Origin of the sequence: Pseudotabrizicola algicola, from assembly GCF_010915705.1 — a bacterium.
GTDB lineage: Bacteria > Pseudomonadota > Alphaproteobacteria > Rhodobacterales > Rhodobacteraceae > Pseudotabrizicola > Pseudotabrizicola algicola.
Genome location: NZ_JAAIKE010000003.1, coordinates 365,744 through 390,030 on the forward strand (window position 1 = coordinate 365,744; position 24,287 = coordinate 390,030).

Below are 24,287 nucleotides of genomic sequence, written 5' to 3' on the forward strand. Positions count from 1 at the left end.
CATGGCCCGCGTGTTGACGGTCATCCTGAACTGGCGGACGGCGCAGATGACCCTGCGCGCCGCCGAGGCCGCGCTGATCGCGATGCACGGCATCGAGGGCGCGCTGGTGATCGTCGACAACGACTCCGGCGATGGCAGTTTCGAGGTGATGGCCGCCGAAGTCGCGGCGCGCGGCTGGGATCATGGCCCCCACCGCGTGCGGGTGCTGCAATCGGGGCGCAACGGCGGCTTTGGCGCGGGCAACAACTTCGGCATCCGCGCCGGTCTGCCGGATGGCACGCCGCCCGATTACGTCTATCTGCTGAACTCCGACGCCTTTCCCGCGCCGGATGCCATTGCCGCCCTGCTTGCCCATCTGGAAAACCACCCCGACACAGGCTTTGCCGGCAGCCACATCCACGGCGAGGATGGCACGCCGCACCACACCGCCTTCCGCTTTCCTTCCATCGCGGGGGAATTTGAACAGGCCGCGCGGTTCGGCCCGATCTCGCGCCTGCTGCGCCGCGCCATCGTCGCCCCGCCCTTGCCGCAGGTTACGGGCCGGGTCGACTGGCTGGCGGGGGCCAGCCTGATGATGCGCCGCAGCGTGCTCGACCGGATCGGCCTCTTCGATGAAACCTTCTTTCTCTATTTCGAGGAAACCGAGCTTTGCCTGCGCGCGGCGCGGGCGGGCTGGCCCACCGATTACGTGGTCGAAAGCCGCGTCGCGCATATCGGCTCTGCCTCCACCGGAATGAAGGGCTGGCAGCGGATTCCCCGCTTCTGGCTCGACTCGCGCCTCTATTACTACGCCAAATCGCATGGCCGCGCCTATGCGCTGGCCGCGACGGCGGCGCATGTGGCGGGCGGCCTGATCTGGCGCGCGCGTGCGTTGATTCAGCGCAAGGATTTCATCGATCCCGCGCATTACCTTGGCGATATGTCGGCCCATGCGGCGGCATGGGCGCTGTCCGGGTTCCGGCCCGTGGCGCAGGGAGAGGCCGCAGCGGCGGCGAGGAGAGTGTGATGAGTCAAAGTGCGATTCTGATCGGCAACGAAAGCCTGACGCAGGCCTGCGGCGCGGCATGGCTGGCGCGCGGGCATCGTCTGGTGGCGGTGGTCACACGCGACGCGGCGGTGCGCACTTGGGCGCAAGGCGCGGGCCTGCGCGTCGAGGCGCCGGGCGCAGGGCTTGCCGCGCGTCTGGCGGGCGCGTCCTGCGACTGGCTCCTGTCGGTCGCCAACCTGTCGCTGGTGCCTGCATCCGTGCGGGCGCTGGCCACGCGGGGGGCGATCAACTTCCATGACGGGCCGCTGCCGCGCTATGCGGGCCTGAACGCCCCCGTCTGGGCCTTGCTGGCGGGCGAGGCGCAGCACGGCATCACATGGCACCTGATGACCGATGGCGTCGACGAAGGCGACATTCTGGAACAGCGCCTGTTCGACATCGCCCCGGCAGAAACCGCGCTCTCGCTCAACACCTGCTGTTTCGAGACGGGGCTTGAAAGTTTCTCGGCGCTGATGGCGCAGATGGAAAGCGGCCTGCGCCCGCAGCCGCAGGATTTCACCCGGCGGCAGGTGTTCGCGCGCGCGGATCGCCCCGCAGCCTTCGGGCGGCTCGATTTCACCGCCCCTGCCGAAGCGGTGGCGCGTCAGGTGCGCGCGCTGGATCATGGCCGATACTGGAACCCGCTGACCACGGCCAAGATCGCAGGCTCTTTCGGCGTGCTGAACGTCGGCGCCGCCGATGTGGTCGCGGGGTCGGGCTTGCCCGGCACGGTGCTGTCCGCCTCGCCCGAAGGCGTGGTGGTGGCCTGCGGATCGGGCGCGGTGCGTCTGCACCGTCTGACCTGCCAAAGCCGGGGCCTGCCCGTCAGCCCCGAAACGGTGCAGGATCTCGCGCCCCTGACCGACGCGCAGGCGCTGACCGCCGCGCTTGCCGCGCTGGCCCCCGCCGAACCGGCGATCCGCAAGCGGCTTGCCGCGCTGTCGCCTCTGGTGGTGGCAGGCACGGGGGGCGGGCAGGGCTGGCTGCGGATCGACCTTGCGGGCGATGCGGCAACGCTGGCCGTGGCCCTCGCCCATGTCTCGGGGCAGGACAGCCCCGATGTGGCACTTTCCACGTCGCCGGGCCTGCCCGGCTATGTCAGCGACTGGGTGCCGGTGCGGGTGCCGACCGGCGGCACGCTGGCCGAGGCGCGGGCGGCGCTTTCGGCAGACACCGCCCCCGGCTTCGCGCTTGACCTGATGACGCGTGACGTGGCGCTGGCCGATCTGGCGGTGCCGCAGGTGGGCGTCTCGCGCCACGGCGCGCCGGTTGCAGGAACGGTGGTCACCCTGACCGATGGGGCGCTGCTCGCCGATCTCTCCCGCCTGTCCGAGGCCGAGGCGCGGGCGCTGGCCGACCGTCTCGCCTTCGTCGTTCAGGCGGCGGATCGGGTCGAAAGGTTTGCCGATCTGCCCCGCATGACACCGCAGGAACGTCATGCTGTCCTGCATGACGTGAACCAGACGCTCGCCGCACGCGCTGCATACTGCGTGCATCAGGCGTTCGAGGCGCAGGTCGACCGCACCCCCGACGCTCCGGCGGTGAGTTTCGAGGCGGTGACGCTGACCTATGCCGCGCTCAACGCCCGCGCCAACCGCGTGGCGCATGTGCTGCGCGGGCTGGGCGTCGGGCCGGGGGTTCTGGTCGGCCTGCACATCCGCCGCAGTCTCGACATGCTGGTGGGCGCCTTGGCAATTCAAAAAGCGGGTGGGGCCTATGTGCCGATGGACCCGGCCTATCCCTCTGATCGCACGGCACTTTTCATCGAAGACAGCGCCTGTCCGGTGATCGTCACCACCTCCGATCTGGCGCGTGGCCTGCCGTCTTCTGTGGCGGCGCTCTGCCTTGATACCGATGGGCGCATCCCCGTGGCCGACCAGACCAACCCCATATCTGGTGTGGGGCCCGCCGATCTGGCCTATATGATCTATACATCCGGCTCCACCGGACGGCCCAAGGGAGTGATGGTCGAACATCGCAACGTGGCCAATTTCTTCACGGGCATGGACCAGCGCATCGGCCCCGAACCCGGCGTCTGGCTGGCCGTCACCTCGCTTTCCTTCGACATTTCCGTGCTGGAACTGTTCTGGACCTTGGCGCGCGGATTCAAGGTGGTGATCTCGTCCGACGAGAACCGGGCGCTGGTTTCGTCCGGGCGCATCGTTTCGTCAGAAAAGATGGACTTTTCAATCTATTACTGGGGAAATGACGATGGCGTCGGCCCCAAGAAATACGAGCTTTTGCTCGAAGGCGCCAAGTTCGCCGACACCCACGGCTTCGTCGCCGTCTGGACGCCGGAGCGGCATTTCCACGCCTTTGGCGGCCCCTATCCCAACCCTTCGGTGACAGGTGCCGCCGTGGCCGCGGTCACCAAGAACATCGGGGTGCGCGCGGGGTCTTGCGTGGTGCCGCTGCACCACCCCGCCCGCATCGCCGAGGAATGGGCGGTGATCGACAATCTGACCGGCGGGCGCGCGGGGATTGCCATCGCAAGCGGCTGGCAACCCGATGATTTCGTTCTAAAACCTGAAAACACGCCGCCCCGCAACAAGGCCGCGATGTATGAGGCGGCCGATCAGGTGCGCAGGCTGTGGCGCGGCGAAGGGGTGGATTTCCCCAAGGCCGATGGCGGCATGTTCACCGTGGTCAGCCAGCCGCGCCCCGTGTCGGCGGAACTGCCGATCTGGGTGACGACCGCCGGAAATCCGGAAACATGGCGCGAGGCCGGAGAGATGGGGGCCAATGTGCTGACCCACCTTCTGGGCCAGTCGGTCGATGAGGTGGCGGCCAAGATCAAGCTCTACCGCGAGGCCCGCGCCAAGGCGGGCCACGACCCGCAGGCGGGCATCATCACCTTGATGTTGCACACTTATGTCGGGCGTGACCGCGAACAGGTGCGTCGCGTGGCCGAAGCGCCGATGAAGGCCTATCTGGCCGCGGCGGTCGGTCTGGTCAAGCAATATGCCTGGGCCTTCCCCGCCTTCAAGAAGCCGCAGGGTGTCACCAACCCGATGGACATCGACCTGCGCAGCCTGAGCGCCGAAGAGAATGACGCGATCCTCGATTTCGCCTTCCAGCGCTATTTCGAGGATTCGGGCCTGTTCGGCACGGTGGAAGACGCGCTGGCGCGGGTCGAACAACTCAAACGCATCGGCGTGGGTGAAGTGGCCTGCCTCATCGACTATGGCATCGCGCCCGAACAGGTGATGGAGGGGCTCTATCCCCTCGCCGAAGTGGTGCGCCGCGCCAATGCAGGCGGCGGGGTCGAGGCGGATGACTTCTCGATCGCGGCGCAACTGATCCGGCACAAGGTCACCCACCTGCAATGCACCCCCAGCATGGCCCGGATGATCGCCCTGAACGAAGACTCGCGGGCGGCCCTTGCCGGGGTGAAAACCGTGATGGTGGGCGGCGAGGCGCTGCCGGGGGCCTTGGTGCAAGACCTGCGGGCGGCGACTTCGGCGCGCCTGCTCAACATGTATGGCCCGACCGAAACCACGATCTGGTCTTCGGTCGAAGAGGTTGGCGCAGGGGAAGCGGTGGTCAATATCGGCACACCTTTGCCCAACCAGCAGATGTATGTGCTGGACGAGACACAAGATCCTGTGCCGGTCGGCACGCCGGGCGAATTGTGGATCGGCGGCGACGGGGTGACGCGCGGCTATTGGCGGCGCGATGATCTGACCGCCGAACGTTTCCTGCCCGATCCTTTCGTCACGCCAGATCGTGCCTGCCCTTGGGGCGCGCGCATGTATCGCACCGGCGATCTGGTGCGGCGCAGGGCCGATGGAAAGATCGACTTTCTGGGCCGCGCCGACCATCAGGTCAAGCTGCGCGGCTACCGGATCGAACTGGGCGAGATCGAGGCGGTGCTGGAGGCGCAGCCCGGCGTGCGGCAGGCCGTCGTGATGGCGCGCGAGGACACGCCCGGCGATCTGCGGCTGGTGGGCTATGTCACCGGCACCGCCCATGAGGCGGGATTGCGTGCGGAACTGGCCGCTGTCTTGCCTGAACATATGGTGCCTGCGCATATCGTGACTCTTGACGCCTTTCCGCTGACCCCCAACCGCAAGCTCGACCGCAAGGCGCTGCCCGTACCGCAAGCGCGTGGGGCGGAGCCGGTCAGCTTCGTGGCGCCCGCATCGGATGTGGAAGCGCAGATCGCCGCCGTCTGGGCGCGGGTGCTGGGGGTGCCGAAGGTGGGCGCAAAGGACAACTTCTTTGCGCTGGGCGGGCATTCTTTGCTTGCCGTGCAGGCCCACCGCGAAATCCGCGAGGCGTTGGGGGCGGCGAAACTCTCGATCACCGATATTTTCCGCTTTCCCACGCTGCAAGCTCTCGCTGCCCATCTTGACGATGGCCCCCGGCCCGCCGCCGCACCGGCGGTCAAGCCTGCCGGATTGGCAGCGCAGGCCGATGCCCGCGCCGAGGCGATGGCGCGCAGACGGGCCATGCGGGCAGGGCGGGCGGGCGTGGATGCCTGACGCCGCCCTGCTGGCGGCGCTGCGGGGCATCGTCCCCGCCGGTGCGGGCCTTGGCCGCGCCGATCCGCGCGCGGACCATCCGCTGCTGGCGGGCGAAGCCATTGCGGGCGCCGTGCCGGCACGCCTGCGCGAGTTTGCTGCGGGGCGCGCGGCGGCCCGCAGGGCAATGGCAGCGATCGGCGAGGTGGCGGCGCAGGCTATTCCGATGGGTGCCGACCGCGCGCCGCAATGGCCTCCGGCTGTTACAGGCTCCATCACCCATACAGACAGCCACTGTCTCGCGGTTGCGCTGCCCTCTACCCTCTGCCGGGGCATCGGAATCGATCTGGAAGCGGATACGCCGCTCGACATGGCCCTGTGGGATGTGGTCCTGCGCCCCGATGAGCGGGACGGCATGACCGGCGCGCAGGCAAAGGCAATCTTCTGCGCCAAAGAGGCGGCCTATAAGGCGCAATATGCGCAAAGCCGCCAGCTTTTCGGCTTTGACACCCTGCACGTTACCTTTGCGGGCAATCATTTCGCGGCGACCTTCACCCGCGACGTGCCGCCCTTTTGCGGCGGCGACCGGATTGCCGGGTCGGTGCTGCGCGTCGCGGGCCATCTGCTGGCCGCCGCCCACATCCCGCCGCACGGCTAATGTGCCGCAGTGCAGCGACGAATTGTCGCGACATGGCCGAGAAAAGCGCTACTCTTGCCGCAGCCCACCCGCCTTGAGGAGATCGCGTGCTGGGCCGGAGGATGCAATGAACAAACTTGTCGCCTTGGTATGCGTGATAAGCTGGTCAGGTTTCTGGGCTTTTGGCTATCTGGCCCTGTCGGCGGATATTCGGGACCAGAACCAGATTCTCGTGGCCAGCCTTCTTGCCGGCATCGGCTTTCTGACGGGGGTGTTCGCCTATATCAAACTGGCGCGCGACAAGCCGCAAACCTATACGCGGGCGCGTCACGGTTAAAGCAGGGCGAAACGCCGCTTTGCCCTTGTTCGGGGCCGGGGTCCGACTTACCTCTGGGCCATGAAACATCTCATCCCGTTCCTTCCCAAACCGCCCATCGTGCCGGTGATCCGTTTGCAAGGCGCGATCGGCGCCGGCGGGCGCAGCCTGTCGGATCAGGCGCTGGCCCCTTTGCTGGAGCGGGCCTTTTCCCGTGGCAAACCCGCCGCCGTGGCATTGGTCATCAACTCGCCCGGAGGCTCGGCCGTGCAGTCCTCGCTGATCGCGGCGCGGATTCGGCGGCTGGCCGACGAAAAGCGGGTTCCGGTGCATTGCTTTGTCGAGGATGTGGCGGCCTCCGGCGGCTATTGGCTGGCCACGGCCGCCGATCGGATCTGGGTTGACCCCTCCTCGCTGGTCGGGTCCATCGGGGTGATCTATGCCAGCTTCGGCCTGCACGAACTCTTGGCAAAGAACGGGGTCGAGCGGCGGGTGCATACCGCAGGGCGGTCAAAATCCTTTGCCGATCCGTTCAAGCCAGAACGTCCCGAAGATGTGGCGCGCATCCATGCCATGCTTGCCCCGCTGCACGAGAATTTCATCGCACAGGTCAAGGCACGGCGCGGCGCTCGGCTCAAACCCGATGCCGACCTGTTCAACGCCGATATCTGGGTGGGTCAGGCCAGCGTTGAAAACGGGCTGACCGACGGAATCGGGCATCTGGTGCCGAAGATGAAGGAACTTTACGGCGACAAGGTGCGGTTTGTCCCCTATGGCCAGCGGCGCAGCCTGTTGCAGCGTTTCGGGATGACGATGACCGATACCTTCGTCTCGAGCGTCGAGGAACGTGCCCTCTGGGCGCGCTACGGGCTCTAGATGCTGGTCAAGATCATCCTCATCTTCCTGCTCGCCATGGTGCTGGTGGGTATGATCGGAAAGGTGGTGTTCCCCACCGCGCTCGACCGCATGAAACGCAAAGCCTTGGGGCGGGGGCCTGTGTGTCGCGCCTGCGGGCGCTATGTCATCGGCAAAAGCTGTGACTGCGGAAAAAGGGGCTGAGTGATGGTGGCATTGGTAACCGGCGCGGGCAAACGGCTTGGCCGTGCGATGGCGCTGTATCTGGCGGGGCGCGGTCATGATGTGGCCGTTCACTACGCCGCCTCGGAAGCCGAGGCCGCCGCCGTGGTCGCCGAGATTGGGGCGATGGGCCGCCGAGCGGTGGCGCTGCACGCCGATCTGCTGAACGAGGCCGAGGTGGAAACGCTGGTCCCGCGTGCGGCGGCGGCGCTGGGGCCGCTGACCGTGCTGGTCAACAACGCCTCGATCTTTGAATATGACACGGTGCAGACCGGCACGCGGTCGAGCTGGGACCGCGCGATGGAAAGCAACCTGCGCGCGCCCTTTGTGCTGACGCAAGCCTTTGCCGCGCAATGCCCGAAGGCGCTGCCGGACGAGAATGGCGAGCCTCTGGCGCAGGGGCTGGTCGTCAACATGATCGACCAGCGGGTGCATAAGCTGACGCCCGAATTTGCCAGCTATACCATTGCCAAGATGGGTCTCTGGGCGCTGACGCAGACGGCGGCGCAAGGGCTGGCGCCGCATGTGCGGGTGAACGGGATCGGGCCGGGGCCGACCTTGCAGGGGGGGCGGCAGTCGGCAGATCACTTCGCCCGGCAACGCGCCGCCACCGTGCTGGGGCGCGGCGCGCACCCGTCAGATATCGCGGCGGCGCTGGGCTTCTTTCTCGACTCGCCTGCGGTCACAGGGCAGATGATCGCGGTCGATGGCGGGCAGCATCTGGGCTGGAAGACGCCGGATGTCCTTGGCGTCGAGTGAGGCGGCGCGAAAGGCGGCGAAAGTTGTCCACTTTTGAGCGCCCATTCACACATCCGTTACACAACCCCCTGATTTTGAATGAAATTACGCTAGGCAATAAAATTTATACATGTATTTCAGTTGGTTACATTTCTGCCTAAAAAATGTGCATGTTAACGAAATGGGTGGAAAACAAGGGAAATCCGGCCTCGGCCAAAGTTTTTCCGCAGGTTTATCCACAGAAACGGTGGACTTCTTCCCCCTTGCCCAAGGCGCGATATCATTGCAGCGATAGGGCAGAATCGATGACTCGGATGCAGATGTTTCAGAGGATGGCGGCGTGACCGAACTGATCCCCCCGACCGATGCGGGCCAAAGCGCCGTTGCCACCGGGCAGGCGGTGATACAGGGCTATCTCAAGACGCTCGACGCCTCGCCGGGGGTCTATCGCATGCTCAACAGCAAGGGCGAAGTGCTCTATGTGGGCAAGGCGCGCAACCTCAAGGCGCGGGTGTCGAATTACGCGCGCGGAACCGGCCATTCGGCCCGCATCGCGCGGATGATCTTCGAAACCGCAAGCATGATGTTCCTCACCACCCGCACCGAGGTCGAGGCGCTTCTGCTCGAGCAGAACCTGATCAAGCAGTTGAAGCCGCGCTACAACGTCTTGATGCGGGATGACAAAAGTTTCCCCAATATCCTGATCTCGAAAACCCATGCCTATCCGCAGATCAAAAAGCATCGCGGGAAAAAGACGGAAAAAGGTGCCTATTTCGGCCCCTTCGCCAGTGCGGGGGCGGTGAACCGCACGCTGAACCAGTTGCAAAAGGTGTTCCTGCTGCGCAACTGCACCGATGCGATGTTTGAATCGCGCACGCGCCCTTGCCTGCAATACCAGATAAAGCGCTGCGCCGCGCCTTGTGTGGGCAAGGTCAGCCCCGAAGGCTATGGCCAGCTCGTCGCCGATGCCGAGCGGTTCCTGCAGGGCAAGACCACCACGGTGCAGGCCAATCTGGCCGCCGAGATGGCAAAGGCCTCGGAAGAGATGGAGTTCGAACGCGCGGCGGCCCTGCGAGACCGTATCCGCGCGCTGACGCAGGTGCAGCAGACCCAGGGCATCAACCCGCGCGGGGTGGCCGAGGCGGATATCGTGGCGCTGCATCTGGAGGGCGGGCAGGCCTGCGTGCAGGTGTTCTTCATCCGCGCCAACCAGTCTTGGGGCAACCGCGACTTCTACCCGCGCACCGGGGCAGGGGCAGAGGAGGCGGAGATCCTGACCGCCTTTTTGACCCAGTTCTATGATGACAAGGAGCCGCCAAAGCTGATCCTGCTGTCGCATCCGGTCGAGGATGAAGATCTGGTGGTGCAGGCCCTGTCAGACCGGGCAGGGCGCAAGGTAGAGCTTGCGGTGCCCCTGCGCGGCGAAAAGGCGGAACTGGTCGAAAACGCCACCCGCAACGCCCGCGAAAGTCTGGCGCGCAAGATGGCCGAGGGCGCGACGCAGAACAAACTGCTGGCCGGGCTGGCCGAGGCCTTCGATCTGGAGACACCGCCGCAGCGGATCGAGATTTACGACAACGCGCATATCCAGGGCGCGGACCCGGTGGGCGGCATGGTGGTGGCGGGGCCAGAGGGTTTCCTCAGATCGCAATACCGCAAGTTCAACATCAAGTCGGCTGCAGGAGCCAATTCGGACGACTTCGGCATGATGAAAGAGGTGCTGACCCGCCGTTTCGAACGGCTGCTCAAGGAAGACCCCGACCGGAACTCGGGCATGTGGCCAGATCTTCTGCTGATCGACGGCGGCGCGGGGCAGGTCTCGGCGGTCAGCGAGATCATGGCGGAACTGGGGGTGGATGATGTGCCCTTCATCGGGGTCGCCAAGGGGATAGACCGCGACGCCGGCAAGGAAGAATTCCACCGTCCGGGCCAGCGTCCCTTTGCACTGCAGCGCAACGATCCGGTGCTCTATTTCGTGCAGCGCCTGCGCGACGAGGCGCACCGTTGGGCCAATGGCGCGCATGTCGCCAAGCGCGCCAAGGCGGTGGGGGCGACCCCGCTCGATGATATTCCGGGGGTGGGGGCGACCCGCAAACGGGCGCTTCTGGCGCATTTCGGCAGCGCCAAGGCCGTCTCGCGTGCGGGGCTGGCCGATCTGACGGCGGTCGACGGCATATCCGAGGCGATGGCGCAGGTGATCTACGACTATTTCAACGCGCGGGGCTAAGGGGGCTGCGCTGCCAGTCGGCGGTGTAGTCGCAAATCGCGCAGGCGCTGAAGTCGGCCAGACGGGCCAGTTCCCTTTCCAGTTTCGCAAGCCGCGCCTTGGTCAGGCTGATACCCGGCTCGGGCCAGAAGGCGCGGATGCGCAGGGTGGCGGCGGCGCGGTCGGCGCGGGCATCCAGCCGCCCGATCAGCCGCGTGCCTTCCAGCACGGGAAAGACGTAATAGCCATACTGGCGCTTGGGCTCGGGCACGAAAACCTCGATCCGGTAATGAAAGCCGAACAACCGCTCGATGCGCGCGCGGTCACGCAGCGCAGGATCAAACGGCGACAGGATGCGCAGGCTGGTGGGGGCATCGGGCAGGGCAGCGACACGGCCCGCCAGATCGGGGCGGGCAAGGGCGCTGCGCCGCGTGCCATCGGCCTGCTCCACCGTGATGCGCAACAGCCGGTCCGCCGCCAGTTCGGCGCGCACCCAGTCCTGCACTGCGGGCTTGTCGACGGCATGCCAGTAGCGGGCGATCTCTGTCTCGTCGGCAAAGCCGAGGTTGCCGAGCGCCGAGGCGCAGGCCCAGTCAAGATGCTGATCGGGCGTCGTCTCGGCACTGTAAAGCGCAGGGGGAATCACGTTCTCGGTCAGGTCATAAACCTTGCGAAAGGCATCGCGGCGCGTGACAGAGATTTGCCCCGTCCGCCACAGCCATTCCAGCGCGGTTTTCGACGGATGCCAATCCCACCACCCGCCCTTGCTGCGCGGCTCGTCCTTGCCGACATCGCTGCTGCTGACGGGGCCATTCTGCGCGATATGGTTCAGGATGCTGTCGAACTGTGCCGTATAGCCTTCACGGAACCAGCGCTGCCAATGCGTCTGCAGGCGCAGGGCATCGCGGGCAAAGCGGTGCTTCCATTGCGGGAACAGCGCGACGGGCAGGATAGAGGCATCATGCGTCCAATGTTCGAAGAGGGCGCGATTCTGCTCCAGCAGGGGTTTGAGCGCGGCGGGGCGATAATTTTGCCGGCGCGCCCACAGGATCATGTGATGCGCCCGCTCCACCGAGGCGATGCTGTCAACCTGCACAAAGCCGATCCGGTCGATCAGCGCGGCAAGCCCGGCCCCCTTGGCTGGGCCGCCGCGCGGCTCGGTCAAGGCATGGTGATGCAGGAACAGGTGGCGGGCGGTGGCGTTGGGCAGGTGCATGGCGGCAGGAAAGGCCGGACAGCAGGCGCGGTCAATGGGGATTTGCGTGAACACGCAACAGCCACGCGCGGGAATGGCCGGGGAAAGGCTGCCGGAACTTGCGCAGAAGGGCGGAATAGCTGTGGCCCAGTTCCGAACCTTTGCAGATGCGGTTGCCATCCGGGTGCGAGATCAACACAAGGCCGCCCCCGGATTCGGCAAGGCGGTAGCCTTTGGCACACAGGCGGGCCTGCAGGTCTTGCCATGTGCGCGCATAGGCGAAATCCCCGGCGAGGAGCGCCCGCAAGGGAGCGACGAGCCGCTCATCCGCCCTGACGGGCGTCTTCGCTGTGGCGCGGCGGCGCAGGTCGCGCTCAATCGCCTCACGGACCAACTGGCCGGGGGTGACGTCATCCTCGGCGGCAACGCGGCGCAATGCGTCAAGCATCGCCGAGGGCAGTTTCAGGGTGATCTCTGTCATATCCATGGGCCAAGCATGGCAGCCCATGGTTAAAGCAGTGTTAAGCCGCCTGGGCCGCCCAGACCTGACGCCCTTCACGGAAGCTGACCAGACGGCGACCGGCCTCGTCCCACAGGTGCAGGCGCGCGCAAGACAGGCTTTCGCGCAGTGTCAGCACCTGCGCCTCGGCCAGCGCGGGATAGTCGCGCAGGATTTCCGACAGGCGATAGAAGGGGATGCGGCTGTAAAGGTGATGCACATGATGGATGCCGATATTCGCGGTCATCCAGCGCAAGGGCTGCGGCAACTTGTAGTGCGAACTGCCCAGCAGCGCGGCATCATGCACCTGCCATGCGGCTTCCTGATCCCAATAGGTTTCCTCGAACTGGTGCTGCACGAAGAACAGCCAGACCCCGATGGTCGCCCCTGCCACCACGGTCGGCGCAAAGACAAAGGCCAGAACCTGCCAGCCCCCCAGCAGGTACAGGCCCGCCAGCAGCGCTGCGAGAACAAGGTTGGTGCCCATCGCCGAAAGCCAGTAGCGCCAGCCGGCGGTCATCAGCCCCAAGGGCAGGCGGTATTCCAGCATGAACAGATAGGCCGGACCGATCCCGAACATCACCAGCGGGTGACGATAGGCGCGGTAAAGCAGCCGGCCAAGCCAGCTCCGCTTGTGGTATTCCTCGACGGTCAGCGTCAGCACATCGCCAATCCCGCGCCGGTCCAGATTTCCGGCATGGGCGTGGTGAATGGAATGGGTGCGCTTCCACACTGTATAGGGTGTCAGGGTCAGAACACCGATGGCACGCCCCACCCAGTCATTCACCTCGCGGCTGGCAAAGAAGGACTGATGCCCGCAATCATGCTGGATCAGGAACAGGCGCACCAGCCAGAAGCCATTCAGAACCGCAAGCCCCACGGCAAGCCAGGGGCTGACAGAAAGCGCCGCCCAGGCCGCACCCCAAAAGGCCAGAAAGCCCGCCAGCGTCACAGCCAACTCGAACAGGGAGCGCGCGGTCGAAGGGTCGCGGTATTTGGCCAGCAAAGGCACCCATTTTCTGGCGCTTGCCTCTTGGGCTTTCGCCAGGTCGTTCTGCATCATCGTCATTCAGGGGCCTTTTGCGGCTTTGGGCGGGGTAGGTCTGTCAGTCTGGGCCGCGCAGGCGCGGTGCCAGACTGGTATGTCGTGCAACACAAATAAGCTACAAAAAATTTTGACAGCACCCGGAACGCGGCAATTTGCCCTTCCGTTACTGCCCATGCGCAAGACCTGCCTCGGCGGCAATCTCCCGCGATGATTTGCGCGCGCGCTCGGTGGCCGATTTCAGCTGGCCGCAGGCCGCCATGATATCCTCGCCGCGCGGGGTGCGGATCGGGCTGGCATAGCCTGCGTTGTGGATGATGTCGGCAAAAGTATGAATCCGGTTGCCGCTTGATCGCTTGTAGGGCGCACCGGGCCATTCGTTGAACGGGATCAGGTTCACCTTGGCCGGAATCCCGCGCAACAGTTCGACCAGACGATAGGCATCTTCCTTGGTGTCATTCACCCCGTCCAGCATCACATATTCAAAGGTGATCCGCTCGGAGTTCGACAGGCCGGGATAGGCGCGCAGCGCCTCGAGCAGGGTTGCGATGTTCCAGCGCTTGTTGATCGGCACCAGCTGGTCGCGCACCTCGTCGGTGGTGGCGTGGAACGACACCGCAAGCAGGCAGCCGATCTCGGTGGCGGTGCGGGCGATTTCCGGCACCACACCGCTGGTCGACAGCGTGATGCGGCGGCGACCGAGTGCGATGCCTTCGTTGTCCATCACCACCTTCATGGCGTCGCGGACATTCTCGAAGTTATAGAGCGGCTCTCCCATGCCCATCAGAACGATGTTGGAGATCAGCCGCGTTTCATCCTTGGGCGCGCCCTGCACCGGCCATTCGCCCAGATCGTCGCGCGCCAGCATGACCTGACCCACAATCTCGCCCGCCGTCAGGTTGCGCACCAGCTTCTGCGTGCCGGTGTGGCAGAACGAACAGGTGAGCGTGCAGCCGACCTGCGACGAGATGCACAGCGTGCCGCGGTCGGTTTCGGGGATGTAGACCACCTCTACCTCATGCCCGCCCGCGATGCGCACCAGATACTTGCGGGTGCCGTCGCTCGAGACCTGCTTGCTGACCACCTCGGGCAGGGCAATCGTGAAATGTTCGGCCAGCAGGGCACGGTAATCCTTGGCCAGATTGGTCATCTGGGCAAAGTCGCGCACCCCCCAGTGATAGACCCACTGCCAGACCTGCCCCAGCCGCATTTTGGCCTGCTTTTCCGGCGTGCCTGCGGCGATCAGCGCCTCGCGCAACTGGTCGCGCGTCAGGCCGACGATGTTGGTCGGCCCCCCCTCTGGCAGCTTGCGCGGCAGGGTCAGCACATCCTGAGTGATGGGGGCAGTCGGGGTCATCGGTGGTTCCATTGGCAAGGCAAGGCTTTGCTATAAGGGATTTCGGCGCAAAACGGAACGGGTCATGACGGGCGAGCGAAAACGTTCGCGTGTGCGGCTTCGCCGCTCCGCATCGCCGGAAAACGAAAAACGCCCCGGAAGCTCCGGGGCGCATCAGGGCGGCGGACCGCAGGCTTACTTGCAGCGCGCCTCGGCCTCTTGCATCGCGGCGGTAAAGCCGCGCAGGCTGAAGGTATCCTTGGTCTGCGTTCCCCGACCCGAGGCGCCGGTCAGCACGGCGGTCGCGCCACGCTTCATCGCTGTCAGCAGGGCGGCATCGGCTTCGGCGCTGGCGGGCCAAGCCCATTCGCCATCGGCGAACAGGTCATAGGACTGGCCGTCGATCTCGACCTTCACGGTAGAGCCATTGGCAAAGGGATAGCCCCCGGTAAAGGAAATCTCGCCGCGTGCGCCCGAACCGGGGCGGAAGGTCACGAACAGCAGAATATCGCCGCGGCGCACCGAAACCGGCTGGCCGTCACGGCTGTTCACGGTTTCCTTGGGGCTGGACACGCCCCAGCATTCCTTTGGGTTTGCCTCGGTAAACACGCTCCAGTCGGTCTTGGTGGCGACGCGGTTGGTGGATTCCTGTGCCAAGGCAGGCGCAGCGGCCAAGGCCATGCCAACGCCAAGTGCGGTGCGCACGAAGATGGATGTCATAATAGTTACAGCCTCCAAGCTGTCCTTTGCCTCCCCCCTGTCTGCCGCCGTTGTTGTCTTGCGGCTTTTATCTGGCATGGGGGCGTTCAACCCGATATCCCTCCTTTAACGCAAAAAGGCCAATCCGCGAAAGCCCCATGGGCAACAAATCGCGCATCTGTGACGGAGGACGGGATGACACACGCGCAGCCATTGGTAGAGGTCTGGCGCGGCGGCAGGCTGGAAAGTTGCCACGCGGGCCATGCGGTGATCTGGGGCGAGGGAGGCGTTGTCGAGTCCTGGGGCAACCCCGATGCGATCATCTTCCCGCGCTCGTCCTGCAAGATGATTCAGGCCCTGCCTCTGCTGGAAAGCGGCGCGGCCGATGCGGCGGGTCTGACCGACCGTCAGCTTGCGCTGGCCTGCGCCAGCCATCAGGGCGCGGCGCTGCATGTCGAGGCGACAGGGCGCTGGCTGGCGGGCCTCGGACTGGGCGAATCCGACCTGCGCTGCGGCGCGCACGAACCCTATGACAGGGACGAACGCAACCGCCTGATCCGCGCAGACGAGGCACCCTGCCAGTTGCACAACAACTGCTCGGGCAAGCATTGCGGCTTTGTGACATGGACAAAGCACATGAAGGCCGGACCAGAATATGTAGACCCCGACCACCCGCTGCAACGCGCGATCCGGCAGGCGACGGAAGAGGTCTGCGGCGAGACGGTCGCGGGCTTCGGGATCGATGGCTGCTCGGCCCCCAACTTTGCCACATCGCTGGCCGGACTGGCGCGCGCCATGCAGGCTTTTGCCGCCGCGCAAGACAGTGGCGATGCGCGGGCGCGCGCGATGGTGCGGCTGCGTAACGCAATGGCCACCCACCCCGAGATGGTGGCCGGAGAGGGCCGCGCCTGCACCGAACTGATGCGCGCGATGGGCGGGCGCGTGGCGATCAAGACCGGGGCCGAGGCGGTGTTCGTCGCGATGATTCCCGACCGCAAACTGGGGCTTGCCCTGAAAATCGCCGATGGCGGCACCCGCGCTGCCGAAGCGGCGGTCGTCGCGCTGCTGGTGCGGCTTGGCGCGCTGGATGCCGCGCATCCGATGGCGCAAAAGCGGCTTCCGGCGGTGCAACGCAACTGGCGGGGTCTGGAAACCGGCGAGCTGCGTCTGGCAGCGGGCTTTGCCTGACTAAAAAGCCCCCATCGCAATGATGGGGGCTCTCTGTCGTATCGGCTCGGCCCGGAAGCCGGACATCTGGGCGGGGGCAGTCAACATCCGTCCCCCGGGCCTCACTCGCTACTGACCCTTGATATGCCTGCGGGCTGTGGCGGCATTCGGGTGCAGATGCGTCGGGGGCGGGGTGTTTTCATGGTGGAACTGCGGCAACACCAGCAGGCTTGATTTACGCCCGCTGGGCGGTAAGCTGTGGATATGACGGTTCAACCCCCGAGCCACCTGCCCTTCGCCACAACCCTGCACGAGCAGGTCTGTTTTGATCGGCGCGAATTGTCTGCAATCCTTGCGCTTTACGGGCGCATGGTGGCCCTCGGGGAATGGCGCGATTATGGCATCTCGACCCTGCGGGATCTTGCGGTCTTCGAAATCTACCGCCGGACCGCCGAAAACCCGCTCTACCGGATCGAAAAACGGCCCAAACTGCGCACGCGGCAGGGGCTCTATGCGGTGGTCGGGATGGACGGACAAATCCTGCGGCGCGGCGGCGATCTGGCGCAGGTGCTGCGCGTGCTGGAACGCAAGCTGATCCGCCCTGTCGATTAGCCTGCGTAGTCGATTAACCTCCGCCCCGCATCAGGCGCGATGGAGGCCTGTCAGGACATCACGAGACGCCGCCGCGCAATCACCGGGCCGCCATCCTGTGCAAGAATACGCGCGATGGCAGAAGCGATGGGTTCAAAGGTCACGCTCATCGTATGGCCATTCGCGTGCAAGATCCGGCGCTTGTCGGCGACCCAGGCCACATGGCCTTTCCAGAACAAAAGATCCCCCCGCTCCAGCGCGGCCCCGTCCGACAATGGCTGGCCAAGGGCCTGCTGCTGGTCGCTGTCGCCGGGGCAGGGCAGGCCACAGGCCAGCATCGCCGCCTGCACCAGACCCGAACAATCCAGCCCCGCCGCCGAATTGCCGCCCCACAGGTAAGGCGCACCCAGAAATCCCTCTGCCACGCTCACCGGATCGCGCGGCCTGTCCTCCAGTTTGCGCAGATGCGCCATCGGCACATGTCCGAACGGCGTTTCGGCAAAGCTGCCCCGGCTTGCGCGGACCGTCAGCCGCGCGCCGAAAGGCAGCGCCGCCACCTCGGGCGCCTGCACCTTGGGCGCGGTGTAAAGATGGCTCGAACGCGCGCTTACCCAATGGGTCGGCTGCATCGGCGGGCCGATCGCATCTTCGGCCAGCCAGCCGCAATAGCCATCCTTGGCCGCCTGCACAAAGGCGTGGCCGTCTTGCAGGTCGATCACCGTCACCGCATCGCCTAGCAGCACCTGACGGTCCCGTGCGCCGCCCGGATGTGCCAGAAGGTCGGCAAGCGGCAGGCGGACACTGCCCGCCTTGCCCTCGGTCAGCGTCGCCTCGACCCGCCCGCGCAGCGAGGGCAGCGCAAAGCGGCCCGAAAACGGCGTGCTGCGGCGGTCCATCACAGATCGAGCATCTGCGGCAGGGCGTAGAGCAGCGCCCGTGCGCCCTGTCCCGCCCCGCCCTTGGGCCGGGCCGGCAGATCAGCGGGAACATGGCCGTAAATGTCGAAATGCGCGTAACGCGGGCTGTCCACAAAGCGGCGCAGGAACAGCGCCGCCGTGATCGCACCGGCAAATCCGCCGCTTGGCGCATTGTCCAGATCGGCGATGCCCGGCTCTATCATCGGCTCATAGGCGTCCCACAGCGGCAAGCGCCAGACCGGATCAAACCCCGTCGCCGCCCCTGCCGCAATCGCCGCCGCCATTTCCGCATCATCGGTGAAAAAGGGCGCAAGGTCCGGCCCCACCGCAACCCGCGCCGCTCCTGTCAGCGTCGCCATCGAAATGATGGTCGCCTCCGGTTCCTCGCTGGCATAGGCCAGTGCATCGGCCAGAATCAGGCGCCCCTCTGCGTCGGTGTTGTTCACCTCCACCGTCAGGCCCTTGCGGCTGCGCAGGATGTCGCGCGGGCGCATGGCCGACCCCGAGACGCTGTTTTCCACCGCAGGCACCAGCACCCGCAGGCGCAGCGGCAGCGCAAGACGCATGATCATCAGCGCAAGCCCCATCACCGTGGCCGCGCCGCCCATATCCTTTTTCATCAGCAGCATGCCAGCCGAGGGCTTCAGGTCCAGCCCGCCGGTGTCAAAGCACACGCCCTTGCCCACCAGCGTCAGTTGCGGCCCCTCGCTGCCCCATCGCATCTCCAGAAGCCGCGGCGCGCGGTCCGAGGCGCGGCCCACCGCGTGGATCATCGGAAAGTTCTGCGCCAGAAGATCATCGCCCACGATCGCGCTGGCGCTGGCCCCATAGGCATCGGCCAGTGCGAAAAACGCCTCCTGCAACGCTTCTGGCCCCATGTCATTGGCGGGGGTGTTGATCAGATCGCGGGTCAGATATTCGCCTGCCGCCATCGCCAGCAAGGTCTCTCCGTCCAGCCCCTCCGGCAACTTCAGCCGGGGCGGTTCGGCGGCAGGTGTGCCGCGATAAGCGTCAAAACGATAGCTTGCCAGCAACCAGCCAAGGACAGCCTCTTTCGCCGCCGCCTCGGTCAGCGTGCCCGACAGGTGCCAATCGCCTGTGCGCAGGGCGGCAACCGCCTTTGCAAGGCCGAAACGGCCCCGCGCGCGCTCCTTGGCAGTGCCGGTTCCAATCACAGCCCCCGCCAGCCCCTTCGGCCCGGGCAACAGGCGCACATCGCCCAACCCCGCCTCGAACCCGCTTGCCGTCAGCCATGCTGCCCATGCCCCCCCCGGTCCGCCCAACCAGTCCGGCAGGTCGTCGGGCGACAGCACATGCAGCGGCAGGGACGGGGCATCGGCAGGGGCAAAGGCGGGCAGACGGGGCATCGGACGGCTCCTTTTGGCACGGGCAAAGCCTAGTCGTTCCGCCGCCACCCGCAAGCCCCCCGCAGCGCGCCGTCCGCGCGAAATGCGAGGCAGCCTCAGATCAGCGAGCGGTCCAGCAAATCCTTGTCCGGCGCAAGCGAGCGTTCTGCAATGCGCAACAGCCGCGCCCAGACCGCCGCAAAGGCCGTCGAATCGCCCACCGCCAGACAGGCGCGCACATCGGCGGCCACCAGCCCCAGTGAAATCAGCCCCAGATTTTCGGCCATCCGCTGCAAGCGCCGCAAATGCCGTGTCAGATTGGCCAGATCATGCGCCCGCACCTGACTGGCAAGGCCCGCCATCGTCAGCGCCAGTTCCCCCAAGGCCCGCGTGACGACCTCTTCGGCCGATTGCGTTCCCAGATCCCGGTAGATTGATGCAATCGGTCCGGCGTCTTGCCGCACCCTTTCCATCGGTCGCAAGACCACCACGTTGTCAGCCTGCATGGCCCACACCTCTTGTTTTCACACCCGTGGACAGACTGCGCCGCGCATGCTGAAGAAAAGGTTGCAGACGCAGCACAATCCCTCTCGAATTTTCCGCAATTGCTGCCTATTAGGTCTGAAAGCTTTGCGAAGGCCCGCCCGATATGGATGTTGCTCGCCCTCTTCCCGCCTATCTGGTCCAGCGGTTTCATGGCTGGCGCGCGACGACCTATCAGGACAACAAGGCATGGTTCCGCCGTCTGGCCGAAAGCGGGCAGCATCCGCGCGCGATGGTGATTTCCTGCTGTGACAGCCGCGTGCATGTCACCTCGATCTTCGGGGCCGACGAGGGCGAATTCTTCATCCACCGCAATGTGGCCAATCTGGTGCCGCCCTATTCTCCCGATGGCACCTATCACGGCACCTCGGCGGCGGTGGAATATGCGGTCACCTCGCTGGGTGTGGCGCATATCGTGGTGCTGGGCCATTCCAACTGCGGCGGGGTCAAGGGCTGCCATGACATGTGCATGGGTCATGCCCCCGCGCTCGAGGAAAAGACCTCTTTCGTCGGCCGCTGGATGGATATCCTGCGCCCCGGCTTCGAGCGGGTGAAAGACCTGCCCGATGCCGACCGCCCGCGCGCGCTGGAGAAAGAGGCTGTGCTGGTCAGCCTCGAAAACCTGATGTCCTTCCCCTTTGTGCGCGACGCGGTGCAGGGGGAGTGTCTGACGCTGCACGGGCTCTGGAATGATACCGGGGCAGGCTCTTTGGAACACTATGACCCGCTGCGCGGGTTTGTGCCAGTCTGACGGCCCTGACAGGACCATTCCCACTCGTTTCACGACCGCGGAGGCCCCATGCAAGACATCCTGAGCTTGGCCGCAGACAACCTGCTCTCCCCCATGATCCTGTGCTTTGCCCTGGGTCTGTTTGCCGCGCTCGCGCGCTCGGAGCTGACGGTGCCAGAGGCAGCGGCCAAGGCGCTGTCGATCTACCTTCTGTTTGCAATCGGCTTCAAGGGCGGGGTCGCCGTGGCCGATCACGGGGTCGATGCCCGCCTGATCGCGGCGCTCGGGGCAGGGGTGGTGCTGTCTTTCGCGCTGCCCTTCGTCGCCTTCGGCCTCCTGCGCACCATGACCCGCCTTTCGGTGACCGATGCGGCGGCGGTCGCGGCGCATTACGGGTCGATCTCGATTGTCACCTTCGTGACCGGAGCCTCGGTCCTGACCGCACAAGGCATTGCGGCAGAAGGCTATATGGTGGCCGTTGCCGCCGCGATGGAGGCGCCCGCCATCATCTCGGCGCTCTGGCTGGTCAGCCGCAAGGGCAGCGGCGCGCAGCGGATGGATGCCGAACTCTGGCGCGAAATTCTGCTGAACGGGTCCATCGTGCTGCTGGTCGGCTCTTTCGTGATCGGCATCATCACCGGACAAGAGGGCATGGCGCGGATCGAAAGCTTCATCGTCTCGCCGTTTCAGGGGGTGCTCTGCCTCTTCCTGCTTGACATGGGGCTGGTCGCCGGACGCGGCCTGCGCGCCTCGAGGGGCGTGCTCAGCCTCGGTGCCGTGGCCTTCGGCTTCCTCATGCCTGTGGTGGGGGCTGTGGCGGGGCTTGCGGCGGGGCTGGTGCTGGGGCTGTCCACGGGGGGCGTCGCGCTCATGATGGTGATGGCCGCCTCGGCCAGCTATATCGCGGTGCCGGCGGCCATGCGGGTGGCGCTGCCCGAGGCGAATCCTTCGGTCTACCTGACCCTGTCGCTCGGGGTAACCTTTCCCTTTAACCTGACGCTTGGCATTCCGGCCTATGTCGCCCTTGCCCAAGCCGTGACCGGAGGCTGATGCGATGCAGACCCATGCCGCCAAACGCGTCGAAATCATCATCGAAGCGCCGATGCAGAACCGCCTGACCGATGCGCTGACCCGCGCGGGGGTGACGGGCTACACGGTCTTGCCGGTGCTGGGCGGATCGGGCCGATCCGGCGACTGGACCCGCGAAGGCCAGGTCGGGCGCGCCGGCATGGTCGCGGTTGTCTGCCTGATCCGGCCCGAGCGGCTGGAGACCTTGCTCGACGCGGCCTTTGCCGTTGTCGAGCGCCATATCGGCGTCGTCTCGGTCGTGGACTGCGAGGTTTTGCGGGCCGAACGGTTCTAGGCGCGGCCCATGAAAAAGCCCGCCGGAAGGCGGGCCTTTTGCATGATGTGTGGCAGGCGAGATCAGCCCTTCTTCAGGCAGCGGCTGCCCAAGACCTCGGCGATCTGCACCGCGTTCAGTGCCGCGCCCTTGCGCAGGTTGTCGGAGACGACCCAGATGTTCAGGCCGTTCTCCACCGTTTCATCCTGACGGATGCGGCTGACGTAGGTGGCATATTCGCCCACGCATTCGATGGGGGTGATGTAGCCGCCGGCCTCGCGCTTGTCGACGACCAGCACGCCGGGCGCCTCGCGCAGGATATCGGTTGCCTCTTCCCAGTCGAGGTAATCCTCGAACTCGATGTTCACCGCCTCGGAATGGCCGACAAAGACCGGCACGCGCACGCAGGTCGCGGTGACCTTGATCTTGGGGTCGAGGATCTTCTTCGTCTCGACCACCATCTTCCACTCTTCCTTGGTGTCGCCGCTGTCGAGGAAGACATCGATATGCGGGATCACGTTGAAGGCGATCTGCTTGGGGTAGACGCTTGGTGCCACTTCCTGACCGGGCACATAGATGCCCTTGGTCTGGTTCCACAGCTCGTCAATCGCTTCCTTGCCGGTGCCCGACACCGATTGATAGGTCGAGACCACCACCCGCTTGATCCGCGCGCGGTCGTGCAGGGGCTTGAGCGCCACCACCATCTGCGCGGTCGAGCAGTTGGGGTTGGCGATGATGTTCTTGTTCTTGTAGCGCACCACGTCATCGGCGTTCACTTCGGGAACGATCAGCGGGATGTCGGGGTCGTAGCGGTAGAGCGACGAGTTGTCGATCACCACGCAGCCCTGGCTTGCGGCCTTGGGCGCATAGATCTTGGTGGCATCCGACCCGATGGCGAACAGCGCGATGTCCCAGCCGGTGAAGTCGAACGTGTCGAGGTCCTGGGTCTTGAGGGTCTTGTCACCGAAGCTGACTTCGGTGCCCAGCGACTTGCGGCTGGCAAGCGCGGTGATCTCATCCACGGGAAACTCACGCTCGGCGAGGATGTTGAGCATTTCCTTGCCCACATTCCCCGTCGCGCCCACGACAACGACTTTATAGCCCATCTGGCCCTCCATGCGTCAAACGACGAGCCCCCTTACAGCAAAGGGGGGAGAGTGGAAAGAGCGAGAGCGGGGCTCTGCCCCGCACCCCGGGATATTTGGAGACAGAAAATGTCAGTCGGTGCGGTCCTGCGAGAAGGCATAGATCACAAGGCCCGCCGCCAGCAGCAGGGCGATGAAGCCGAAGATGGCGGCATAGGGGGCGGAGGCGGGATCAGGCGGCGTGCTTGCGTGGATGCGGCCGGTGGCGAGTTGCAGCAGACCCACGGGCGCGATGCCGAACAGATTCAGCAGGGTCACCCCGCGCCCTGTGAGATGCGCCGGGATGAAGGCGCGGCCATGCGCGATGACCATCGGAAAGGATGCACCGGCAAAGCCGAGGCCCGCGAGCAGCGCGATGGTGAGCGCGGGGCTTTGCGGCGAGAGCCACAGGCCGATGATACAGGCAAGCGCGATGGCATTGCCGCCGAAGATCAGCCATTTGCGGGTGCCGAGCGCGCGTTCCAGGGGGCCATAGGCAAAGCTGCCCGCCACCATCGCCAGCCCCATGATCAGGCTGACCTGCCCGATCCATGCGGCATCGGCGCCGAAGACGTCACGGAACAGCGGCCCCACCCACAGCCCGCGGATCGAGGCGGCAGGCGCATAGCACACCGCCATCATGACCAGCATCGGCCAGAGCGCGGGCATTTTCAGCAGGTCGAGCAGATTGCCCTTCTGCCCGCCCGCCGAGCGCGGCGGATCGCGCAGCAGCAGCAGAATGGCCAGGGCGATCAGCGCGGTGACCGCGGCCAGACCCCAGAGCGAGGCCCGCCAGCCAAAGGCCTCGACCGCCATCGACAGCGGCAGCGACGAGCCGATATTGCCCAGATTGCCGATGCCCACCGTGGCCCCCGCAAGGGTGCCGAAAACCGCGGGCGCATAGCTGCGCGCGAAAATGTAATAGGACGCCATCAGCACCGACGAGCAGCCGACCCCGATCAGCACCATTGCCAGCTTGATCGCGCCCGGTCCGCTCGCAGTGGCAAAGATCGCCGCGCCCGCCGCACCGATCCCCATCAGCGTGGCGGTGGTCAGGCGCGGGCCGACGCGGTCCAGCGCCTCGCCCACCGGAATCTGCATGAGGGCAAAGGCCAGGAACCACAGGCCGGAGGCGGCGGCCAGATCGCTCGCGCTGGCCCCCAGATCCTGCCCCAGAACCGGCGTCAGCACCGCCAGAAAGGCGCGGTAGAACTGGCTGAGCACATAGGCCCCCAGCAGGGCGGCAATTCCGGCACGCATGGTCAGTATCCCCTTGATGATGCGTGACC

The 24,287-nt window shown here is 65.7% G+C and carries 23 protein-coding genes; 13 read left to right on the plus strand and 10 right to left on the minus strand.

The annotated features are described in order from the left end of the window. Nucleotide 1 precedes the first annotated feature (1 nt). The 8 genes from G3572_RS11405 to uvrC all read left to right on the plus strand — a co-directional run bounded on the left by G3572_RS11405 (nucleotide 2) and on the right by uvrC (nucleotide 10,485). A complete protein-coding gene (locus G3572_RS11405) occupies nucleotides 2-1,006 on the plus strand; it encodes a glycosyltransferase (protein WP_164611885.1) in 1,005 nt (334 codons plus the stop codon). Continuing rightward, entirely contained in the window at nucleotides 1,006-5,511 is a 4,506-nt protein-coding gene (locus G3572_RS11410; RefSeq protein WP_164611887.1) for a MupA/Atu3671 family FMN-dependent luciferase-like monooxygenase, read from the plus strand. Before G3572_RS11405 ends, G3572_RS11410 begins: the two co-directional genes overlap by 1 nt. Beyond that, nucleotides 5,504-6,148 (plus strand): 4'-phosphopantetheinyl transferase family protein, encoded by a 645-nt coding sequence (locus G3572_RS11415; RefSeq protein ID WP_164611889.1) that lies wholly within the window; start codon nucleotides 5,504-5,506, stop codon nucleotides 6,146-6,148. Before G3572_RS11410 ends, G3572_RS11415 begins: the two co-directional genes overlap by 8 nt. Before the next feature lie 106 nt (nucleotides 6,149-6,254). After that, nucleotides 6,255-6,464, plus strand: coding sequence for a hypothetical protein (locus G3572_RS11420; RefSeq protein WP_164611891.1), 210 nt, complete (start codon nucleotides 6,255-6,257; stop codon nucleotides 6,462-6,464). Nucleotides 6,465-6,524: 60 nt separating this feature from the next. Then, nucleotides 6,525-7,319 carry a S49 family peptidase gene (locus tag G3572_RS11425; RefSeq protein ID WP_164611893.1) on the plus strand — a complete coding sequence of 265 codons (795 nt, stop codon included), beginning with the start codon at nucleotides 6,525-6,527 and terminating at the stop codon, nucleotides 7,317-7,319. Continuing rightward, nucleotides 7,320-7,502 (plus strand): hypothetical protein, encoded by a 183-nt coding sequence (locus tag G3572_RS11430; protein WP_164611895.1) that lies wholly within the window; start codon nucleotides 7,320-7,322, stop codon nucleotides 7,500-7,502. Between the two features lie 3 nt (nucleotides 7,503-7,505). Then, entirely contained in the window at nucleotides 7,506-8,279 is a 774-nt protein-coding gene (locus G3572_RS11435; RefSeq protein ID WP_164611897.1) for an SDR family oxidoreductase, read from the plus strand. A gap of 319 nt (nucleotides 8,280-8,598) precedes the next feature. Then, nucleotides 8,599-10,485 (plus strand): excinuclease ABC subunit UvrC, encoded by a 1,887-nt coding sequence (gene uvrC / locus G3572_RS11440; RefSeq protein ID WP_354004023.1) that lies wholly within the window; start codon nucleotides 8,599-8,601, stop codon nucleotides 10,483-10,485. Here the strand turns inward: uvrC and G3572_RS11445 are convergent. The 5 genes from G3572_RS11445 to G3572_RS11465 all read right to left on the minus strand — a co-directional run bounded on the left by G3572_RS11445 (nucleotide 10,469) and on the right by G3572_RS11465 (nucleotide 15,259). Further along, entirely contained in the window at nucleotides 10,469-11,680 is a 1,212-nt protein-coding gene (locus tag G3572_RS11445; protein WP_164612528.1) for a winged helix-turn-helix domain-containing protein, read from the minus strand. The two genes, uvrC and G3572_RS11445, sit on opposite strands and share 17 nt — an antisense overlap. A 31-nt stretch (nucleotides 11,681-11,711) precedes the next feature. Next, the gene (locus G3572_RS11450; RefSeq protein WP_240335510.1) at nucleotides 11,712-12,140 is read right to left on the minus strand and encodes a hypothetical protein; all 429 of its coding nucleotides are present in this window, start codon (nucleotides 12,138-12,140) and stop codon (nucleotides 11,712-11,714) included. A 40-nt stretch (nucleotides 12,141-12,180) separates the two neighbouring features. Beyond that, nucleotides 12,181-13,227 carry a fatty acid desaturase gene (locus G3572_RS11455; protein ID WP_164611901.1) on the minus strand — a complete coding sequence of 349 codons (1,047 nt, stop codon included), beginning with the start codon at nucleotides 13,225-13,227 and terminating at the stop codon, nucleotides 12,181-12,183. 142 nt (nucleotides 13,228-13,369) lie between these two features. Next, nucleotides 13,370-14,560, minus strand: a complete 1,191-nt coding sequence (gene rlmN / locus G3572_RS11460) for a dual-specificity RNA methyltransferase RlmN (protein ID WP_164611903.1) — start codon at nucleotides 14,558-14,560, stop codon at nucleotides 13,370-13,372. A 174-nt stretch (nucleotides 14,561-14,734) separates the two neighbouring features. Then, nucleotides 14,735-15,259 carry an invasion associated locus B family protein gene (locus G3572_RS11465; RefSeq protein WP_164611905.1) on the minus strand — a complete coding sequence of 175 codons (525 nt, stop codon included), beginning with the start codon at nucleotides 15,257-15,259 and terminating at the stop codon, nucleotides 14,735-14,737. Between the two features lie 174 nt (nucleotides 15,260-15,433). On the opposite strand from G3572_RS11465, the gene G3572_RS11470 reads away from it, so the two are divergent. Both G3572_RS11470 and G3572_RS11475 read left to right on the plus strand, forming a co-directional pair. Further along, nucleotides 15,434-16,426, plus strand: a complete 993-nt coding sequence (locus tag G3572_RS11470) for an asparaginase (RefSeq protein ID WP_164611907.1) — start codon at nucleotides 15,434-15,436, stop codon at nucleotides 16,424-16,426. Nucleotides 16,427-16,669: 243 nt separating this feature from the next. Further along, nucleotides 16,670-17,017 carry a DUF2794 domain-containing protein gene (locus G3572_RS11475; protein ID WP_164611909.1) on the plus strand — a complete coding sequence of 116 codons (348 nt, stop codon included), beginning with the start codon at nucleotides 16,670-16,672 and terminating at the stop codon, nucleotides 17,015-17,017. A gap of 50 nt (nucleotides 17,018-17,067) precedes the next feature. On the opposite strand, the gene G3572_RS11480 is transcribed toward G3572_RS11475, so the two are convergent. The 3 genes from G3572_RS11480 to G3572_RS11490 all read right to left on the minus strand — a co-directional run bounded on the left by G3572_RS11480 (nucleotide 17,068) and on the right by G3572_RS11490 (nucleotide 19,765). After that, nucleotides 17,068-17,892 carry a C40 family peptidase gene (locus G3572_RS11480; RefSeq protein ID WP_164611911.1) on the minus strand — a complete coding sequence of 275 codons (825 nt, stop codon included), beginning with the start codon at nucleotides 17,890-17,892 and terminating at the stop codon, nucleotides 17,068-17,070. Next, nucleotides 17,892-19,280 (minus strand): leucyl aminopeptidase family protein, encoded by a 1,389-nt coding sequence (locus G3572_RS11485; RefSeq protein WP_435530973.1) that lies wholly within the window; start codon nucleotides 19,278-19,280, stop codon nucleotides 17,892-17,894. Before G3572_RS11485 ends, G3572_RS11480 begins: the two co-directional genes overlap by 1 nt. A gap of 95 nt (nucleotides 19,281-19,375) precedes the next feature. Then, the gene (locus G3572_RS11490) at nucleotides 19,376-19,765 is read right to left on the minus strand and encodes a hypothetical protein (protein WP_205518694.1); all 390 of its coding nucleotides are present in this window, start codon (nucleotides 19,763-19,765) and stop codon (nucleotides 19,376-19,378) included. 143 nt (nucleotides 19,766-19,908) lie between these two features. On the opposite strand from G3572_RS11490, the gene G3572_RS11495 reads away from it, so the two are divergent. Genes G3572_RS11495 through G3572_RS11505 form a run of 3 tightly spaced genes read left to right on the plus strand, consistent with a single transcriptional unit; the run spans nucleotide 19,909 to nucleotide 21,895 of the window. Continuing rightward, entirely contained in the window at nucleotides 19,909-20,553 is a 645-nt protein-coding gene (locus tag G3572_RS11495) for a carbonic anhydrase (RefSeq protein WP_164611913.1), read from the plus strand. A gap of 48 nt (nucleotides 20,554-20,601) precedes the next feature. Continuing rightward, a complete protein-coding gene (locus tag G3572_RS11500) occupies nucleotides 20,602-21,582 on the plus strand; it encodes a sodium-dependent bicarbonate transport family permease (protein ID WP_164611915.1) in 981 nt (326 codons plus the stop codon). Between the two features lie 4 nt (nucleotides 21,583-21,586). Further along, nucleotides 21,587-21,895, plus strand: a complete 309-nt coding sequence (locus G3572_RS11505; protein ID WP_164611917.1) for a P-II family nitrogen regulator — start codon at nucleotides 21,587-21,589, stop codon at nucleotides 21,893-21,895. 62 nt (nucleotides 21,896-21,957) lie between these two features. On the opposite strand, the gene G3572_RS11510 is transcribed toward G3572_RS11505, so the two are convergent. Together G3572_RS11510 and G3572_RS11515 are read right to left on the minus strand one after the other, a co-directional pair. Further along, nucleotides 21,958-22,980, minus strand: coding sequence for an aspartate-semialdehyde dehydrogenase (locus G3572_RS11510; protein WP_164611919.1), 1,023 nt, complete (start codon nucleotides 22,978-22,980; stop codon nucleotides 21,958-21,960). 111 nt (nucleotides 22,981-23,091) lie between these two features. Then, on the minus strand, nucleotides 23,092-24,258 hold the full coding sequence (locus G3572_RS11515; protein WP_164611921.1) for an MFS transporter: 1,167 nt from the start codon (nucleotides 24,256-24,258) through the stop codon (nucleotides 23,092-23,094). Nucleotides 24,259-24,287: the final 29 nt, after the last annotated feature.

Coding starts and splice junctions, on each gene's coding strand:
- G3572_RS11425 (WP_164611893.1), top strand. CDS start 6,525: ATGAAACATCTCATCCCGTTCCTTCCCAAACCGCCCATCGTGCCGGTG.
- G3572_RS11480 (WP_164611911.1), bottom strand. CDS start 17,892: ATGGACCGCCGCAGCACGCCGTTTTCGGGCCGCTTTGCGCTGCCCTCG.
- G3572_RS11410 (WP_164611887.1), top strand. CDS start 1,006: ATGAGTCAAAGTGCGATTCTGATCGGCAACGAAAGCCTGACGCAGGCC.
- G3572_RS11420 (WP_164611891.1), top strand. CDS start 6,255: ATGAACAAACTTGTCGCCTTGGTATGCGTGATAAGCTGGTCAGGTTTC.
- G3572_RS11485 (WP_435530973.1), bottom strand. CDS start 19,280: ATGCCCCGTCTGCCCGCCTTTGCCCCTGCCGATGCCCCGTCCCTGCCG.
- G3572_RS11505 (WP_164611917.1), top strand. CDS start 21,587: ATGCAGACCCATGCCGCCAAACGCGTCGAAATCATCATCGAAGCGCCG.
- G3572_RS11435 (WP_164611897.1), top strand. CDS start 7,506: ATGGTGGCATTGGTAACCGGCGCGGGCAAACGGCTTGGCCGTGCGATG.
- G3572_RS11430 (WP_164611895.1), top strand. CDS start 7,320: ATGCTGGTCAAGATCATCCTCATCTTCCTGCTCGCCATGGTGCTGGTG.
- G3572_RS11515 (WP_164611921.1), bottom strand. CDS start 24,258: ATGCGTGCCGGAATTGCCGCCCTGCTGGGGGCCTATGTGCTCAGCCAG.
- rlmN (WP_164611903.1), bottom strand. CDS start 14,560: ATGACCCCGACTGCCCCCATCACTCAGGATGTGCTGACCCTGCCGCGC.
- G3572_RS11470 (WP_164611907.1), top strand. CDS start 15,434: ATGACACACGCGCAGCCATTGGTAGAGGTCTGGCGCGGCGGCAGGCTG.
- G3572_RS11445 (WP_164612528.1), bottom strand. CDS start 11,680: ATGCACCTGCCCAACGCCACCGCCCGCCACCTGTTCCTGCATCACCAT.
- G3572_RS11450 (WP_240335510.1), bottom strand. CDS start 12,140: ATGACAGAGATCACCCTGAAACTGCCCTCGGCGATGCTTGACGCATTG.
- G3572_RS11475 (WP_164611909.1), top strand. CDS start 16,670: ATGACGGTTCAACCCCCGAGCCACCTGCCCTTCGCCACAACCCTGCAC.
- G3572_RS11455 (WP_164611901.1), bottom strand. CDS start 13,227: ATGACGATGATGCAGAACGACCTGGCGAAAGCCCAAGAGGCAAGCGCC.
- G3572_RS11510 (WP_164611919.1), bottom strand. CDS start 22,980: ATGGGCTATAAAGTCGTTGTCGTGGGCGCGACGGGGAATGTGGGCAAG.
- G3572_RS11465 (WP_164611905.1), bottom strand. CDS start 15,259: ATGACATCCATCTTCGTGCGCACCGCACTTGGCGTTGGCATGGCCTTG.
- G3572_RS11490 (WP_205518694.1), bottom strand. CDS start 19,765: ATGCAGGCTGACAACGTGGTGGTCTTGCGACCGATGGAAAGGGTGCGG.
- G3572_RS11415 (WP_164611889.1), top strand. CDS start 5,504: ATGCCTGACGCCGCCCTGCTGGCGGCGCTGCGGGGCATCGTCCCCGCC.
- G3572_RS11500 (WP_164611915.1), top strand. CDS start 20,602: ATGCAAGACATCCTGAGCTTGGCCGCAGACAACCTGCTCTCCCCCATG.
- G3572_RS11495 (WP_164611913.1), top strand. CDS start 19,909: ATGGATGTTGCTCGCCCTCTTCCCGCCTATCTGGTCCAGCGGTTTCAT.
- G3572_RS11405 (WP_164611885.1), top strand. CDS start 2: ATGGCCCGCGTGTTGACGGTCATCCTGAACTGGCGGACGGCGCAGATG.